The organism is Pseudomonas sp. AGC41, from assembly GCF_057334555.1.
In genome coordinates, this window is the sequence record NZ_JBHFJB010000059.1 from 1 (window position 1) to 4,333 (window position 4,333).

3 protein-coding genes and 1 pseudogene are annotated in these 4,333 nt (G+C 61.8%); 2 read left to right on the forward strand and 2 right to left on the reverse strand.

Features of this window, described 5'->3' with window-relative positions; genetic code table 11:
• Positions 1-145 precede the first annotated feature (145 nt).
• Together ACE04F_RS11360 and ACE04F_RS11365 are read right to left on the reverse strand one after the other, a co-directional pair.
• Positions 146-241 (reverse strand): annotated as a pseudogene (locus ACE04F_RS11360) (VOC family protein); the annotation flags it as partial.
• 113 nt (positions 242-354) lie between these two features.
• On the reverse strand, positions 355-2,391 hold the full coding sequence (locus ACE04F_RS11365; RefSeq protein ID WP_486106732.1) for an oxidoreductase: 2,037 nt from the start codon (positions 2,389-2,391) through the stop codon (positions 355-357).
• A gap of 209 nt (positions 2,392-2,600) precedes the next feature.
• Here ACE04F_RS11365 and ACE04F_RS11370 point away from each other — a divergent pair, with 209 nt between their 5' ends.
• Entirely contained in the window at positions 2,601-3,350 is a 750-nt protein-coding gene (locus ACE04F_RS11370) for an electron transfer flavoprotein subunit beta/FixA family protein (RefSeq protein ID WP_486106734.1), read from the forward strand.
• Positions 3,350-4,285 (forward strand): electron transfer flavoprotein subunit alpha/FixB family protein, encoded by a 936-nt coding sequence (locus tag ACE04F_RS11375; protein WP_486106736.1) that lies wholly within the window; start codon positions 3,350-3,352, stop codon positions 4,283-4,285. Before ACE04F_RS11370 ends, ACE04F_RS11375 begins: the two co-directional genes overlap by 1 nt.
• Positions 4,286-4,333: the final 48 nt, after the last annotated feature.

Genomic DNA, 4,333 nt, shown 5'->3' on the forward strand with positions numbered 1-4,333 from the left:
CCACCGTCTTCGCGAGCAGGCTCGCTCCCACATTTGGATCTGCATCAATCACAAAATTGCTTTGCAACACAGAACCCTGTGGGAGCGAGCCTGCTCGCGAAGAGGCCACCACATTCGCCATGCTTGCCGACTTTATCCCAGCGCCTTACCCAGCCTTGAAGCAATACACCGCCAGCTTGTTCCCATCCAGGTCCCGTGCGTAAGCCGCGTAGGCATTCTCTGCCCAGCCACGAGAGCCCGGGAGGGAATTCGAAAGCGGGTCTGCTGTGCAGCCCAGCGGGAGCAAGCTCCCTCGCCACGGGTTTACCGATTTTCCTGTTCAATGCAGAGCCCCGATCCTTATCCGGGCATGGTTCAGATGTCTTTGACCAGCCGCAGCGCATCGTAGATGGCCGCGTGGGTATTGCGCGCCGACACCGCGTCGCCGATCCGGAACAGTTGGAAGCGGCCTTCGGGGTTGGTCACGATATCCTGGGTTTTCCCGGCGATCAGGTTGTGCTGCTCGACCGCGCCGCTGTTGCTCGAATGCGGCCGCAACTCAAAGTACAAATCGTCCAGGGGCAGGGTGCCGTGGTTGACCACCACCTGATCGACCACGCGTTGCTTGTGCACCTGGCCGTAGTCGCTGCCGAAGCTGGCGACCAGCTGGCCGTCGCGTTTTTCCACGGAATCGACCCGATAGGTGACGGTGAAGGTGACGTTCAGGTCTTGCAGGCTGCGCATGTAAGGCACCAGGTTCATCGCCATCACCTCCGGTGCGAACGAGCGGTCGGGCGTGACGATTTCCAGTTTCGCGCCGCTGCTGGCGATGATCTCGGCTGCCTGTAGCGCCGCGTGGTCGCCGGCGTCGTCGAAGATCAGCACGTTCTGGCCGGGCTTGATATCGCCGGAAATGATGTCCCAGGTCGACACCACCAGCTCGTTGCCTTGCTTGAGCACCTCGGTGTGGGGCAGACCGCCCGTGGCGACGATCACCACGTCCGGTTCCTCGGCCATCACCGTCTCGGCTTCGGCCCAGGTGTTGAACTGGAACTTCACGCCGAGGCGTTCACATTGCGCCATGCGCCAGTCGATGATGCTGATCATTTCGCGGCGTCGTTCGCTCTGTGCGGTCAGGCGGATCTGCCCGCCTGGCTGGTCGGCCACTTCGAACACGGTGACTTCATGGCCGCGCTCGCCGGCCACCCGTGCCGCCTCCAGGCCCGCCGGGCCGGTGCCGATCACCAGCACCTTGCGCTTGAGCGGCGCCTTGGGGATTTCGTGGGGCATGGTGGTTTCGCGCCCGGTGGCGGCGTTGTGGATGCAATACGCGGCGCCGCCCTGATAGATGCGGTCCAGGCAATAGTTGGCGCCAACGCAGGGGCGGATCTCTTCTTCACGTTTTTCGATGATCTTGCGCACGATATGCGGGTCGGTCATGTGCGCGCGGGTCATACCGATCATGTCGACCTTGCCCGAGGCGATGGCGTGTCGCGCCGTGGCGACATCCGGGATCTTCGCCGCATGAAAGGTCGGGAAACCGGTGGCTGAGCGGATCTCGCCAGCAAAATCCAGGTGCGGCGAGTTGCGCATGCCCTGGATCGGGATCACGTCGGTGAGGCCGGCATCGGTATCGATGTGCCCGCGTACGACGTTGAGGAAATCAACCAGCCCGCTGTCCTTGAGCATGTGGGAAATCTGCAGGCCATCGCTGGCGCCGAAGCCGCCGGGCAGGTCTTCGTCGCCGGTGTAGCGCACCCCCAGCAGGAAGTCCTCACCGCAACGCTGGCGGATGCCGCGCAACACATCGAAGGTGAAGCGCATGCGGTTTTCCAGCGAACCACCGTAGGGGCCGTCGAGATCGTTGGTCAGTGGCGACCAGAATTGATCCATGAGGTGCCCGTAGGCCTGCAGTTCCAAACCGTCGAGACCGGCGGCCTTCATGCGTTCGGCGGCGTCCACGTAATCCTTGACGATCCGGTCGATGTCCCAGTCTTCCATCTTTTTCGGGAAGGCCCGGTGGGACGCTTCGCGGCGATGGGACGGCGAGACGACCGGCAGCCAATCAGCCTTGTCCCAGCGCGTGCGCCGCCCCAGGTGGGTCAGTTGAATCATCACCGCAGCGCCATGTTCGTGGCATTCGTCGGTCAGGTCCTTCATCCATTTGACCACTTCGTCCTTGTACGCCAAGACGTTGTTGAACACCGGCGGGCTGTCCCGTGAAACCGCAGCGGAGCCCGCGGTCATGGTCAGCGCAACGCCGGCCTTCGCCCGTTCGACGTGATAGGCGCGGTACAGATCCTTCGGCATGCCATCCACGGGATACGCGGGCTCGTGGGAGGTGGTCATGATCCGATTCTTGAGGGTCAGATGCTTGATTTTGTAGGGCTGCAGCAGAGGATCGCTGGACATGGTGTTGCTCCGGGAACAGAACATCAGGCGTGGTTTTGACATAACGGTATGTGCAATGTTCATGTGTGTCAACGATTGAGACACAGGTGTACATTTTTCTTGCGTGGGGGAAAAACCAGGATTACCATCCAGTCGAAACAGGGATGATCCGGCGCGTGCGCGCCGGTCATCGCGCATCGAACCAAGTGCAAGGGGGCTGTGCAAAGACCATGAAAGTGCTCGTTGCGGTAAAGCGCGCCATCGACCCGAATGTGAAAGTCCGGGTCAAGGCTGACGGTTCAGACGTTGAGCTCAACGGCGTGAAAATGGCCTTGAATCCGTTCTGCGAGATCGCGGTGGAAGAGGCGATTCGCCTCAAGGAAAAAGGCCTGGCAACCGAAGTGGTGGTGGTTTCGGTGGGCACATCGGCCGCCCAGGAACAACTGCGCATGGCGTTGGCACTTGGCGCGGAGCGCGCAGTTCTGGTCGAGACCGGCGCGATTCTCGAGCCGCTTAATGTCGCCAAGTACCTGTGCAAAGTGATCGATCAGGAACAACCGCAACTGATCCTGTTCGGCAAGCAGGCGATCGACCAGGAAAACAACCAGGTCGGGCAAATGGTCGCGCAGTTGATCGGCAGCGGTCAGGCCACTTACGCCTCGGCAGTCAATCATGTCGACGGGCAATGGCTCGTCGAGCGTGAGGTCGATGGGGGCAGCCAGGTGGTCGCGCTCTCAATGCCGGCCGTGGTGACCTGCGATCTGCGCCTGAATCAACCGCGCTACGCCTCGTTGCCGAACATCATGAAAGCCAAGAAAAAGCCCTTGGAAACCATTGCCGCCGACAGCTTGGGCGCAAACGTGAAGCAGCACGCTCGATTGTTGGGTGTTGTCGCTCCACCTGTACGCAAAGCAGGGATCACGGTCGCTTCGGTGACCGAGTTGGTGGATAAACTGAAAACCGTTGCGGGGGTGATTTGATGCGCACATTGGTGATCGCCGAGCACAGTGCCGGTCAACTGACGGCAGGCACCTGGAGCGCCGTGAGCGCTGCCGTGGCGTTGGGGGCTGAAACGGATCTGCTGGTGATGGGCGGGACGAACGCCTCGGCCGTGTCGCAACAGGCAGCGCTGGCCCAGGGCCTGGACCGGGTGCTGCTCGCACAAGCGGCGGTGTTCGAAAATGCCCTGGCTGAAAACGTCCAGCCGCTGATCACTGCGCTGGTGGCCGAGGGGTATACACACGTCGTTGCCGACGCCAGCAGCATGGGTCGCAATCTGCTGCCGAGAGTCGCGGCGAGCCTGGATGTGGGCATGCTTTCCGACGTCACCCGCATCGTCTCGGCGGACACTTTCCAGCGACCCATTTATGCCGGCAATGCCATCGCCACGGTGCAGTCACTGGATCCGATCAAGTTGCTCACGGTGCGCGCTTCGGCATTCGCCCAGGCGTTATCCCATGACAAACCCTGCGAAGTGGTTGCAGTGGACGGCGGACAAAGCGCCAGCAATGTGCGTTTGGTGAGCGAACAACTGACGACCAGCGAACGGCCCGATCTGTCGAGCGCCCGCGTCGTCGTCTCCGGTGGCCGCGGGATGCAGAGCAAAGAGAACTTCGCCTTGATCGAGCGGGTGGCCGACAAGCTCGGCGGTGCCGTGGGGGCCTCCCGCGCTGCTGTTGATTCGGGGTTCGCACCCAACGATTTGCAGGTCGGGCAGACGGGCAAGATCGTCGCGCCAAAGCTTTACATTGCCGCAGGCATCAGTGGCGCCATACAACACCTGGCGGGCATGAGCGGTTCAAAGGTCATCGTCGCGATCAACCAGGACGCCGAGGCACCGATTGCCCAAGTGGCGGATTACCTGTTGGTGGCGGATTTGTTCGAGGCGTTGCCGGCACTCGAAAGGGCATTGTGAATTCGCGACGTAAAACGACGAACCCGTGGGGGGGGGGGGGGGGGGGGG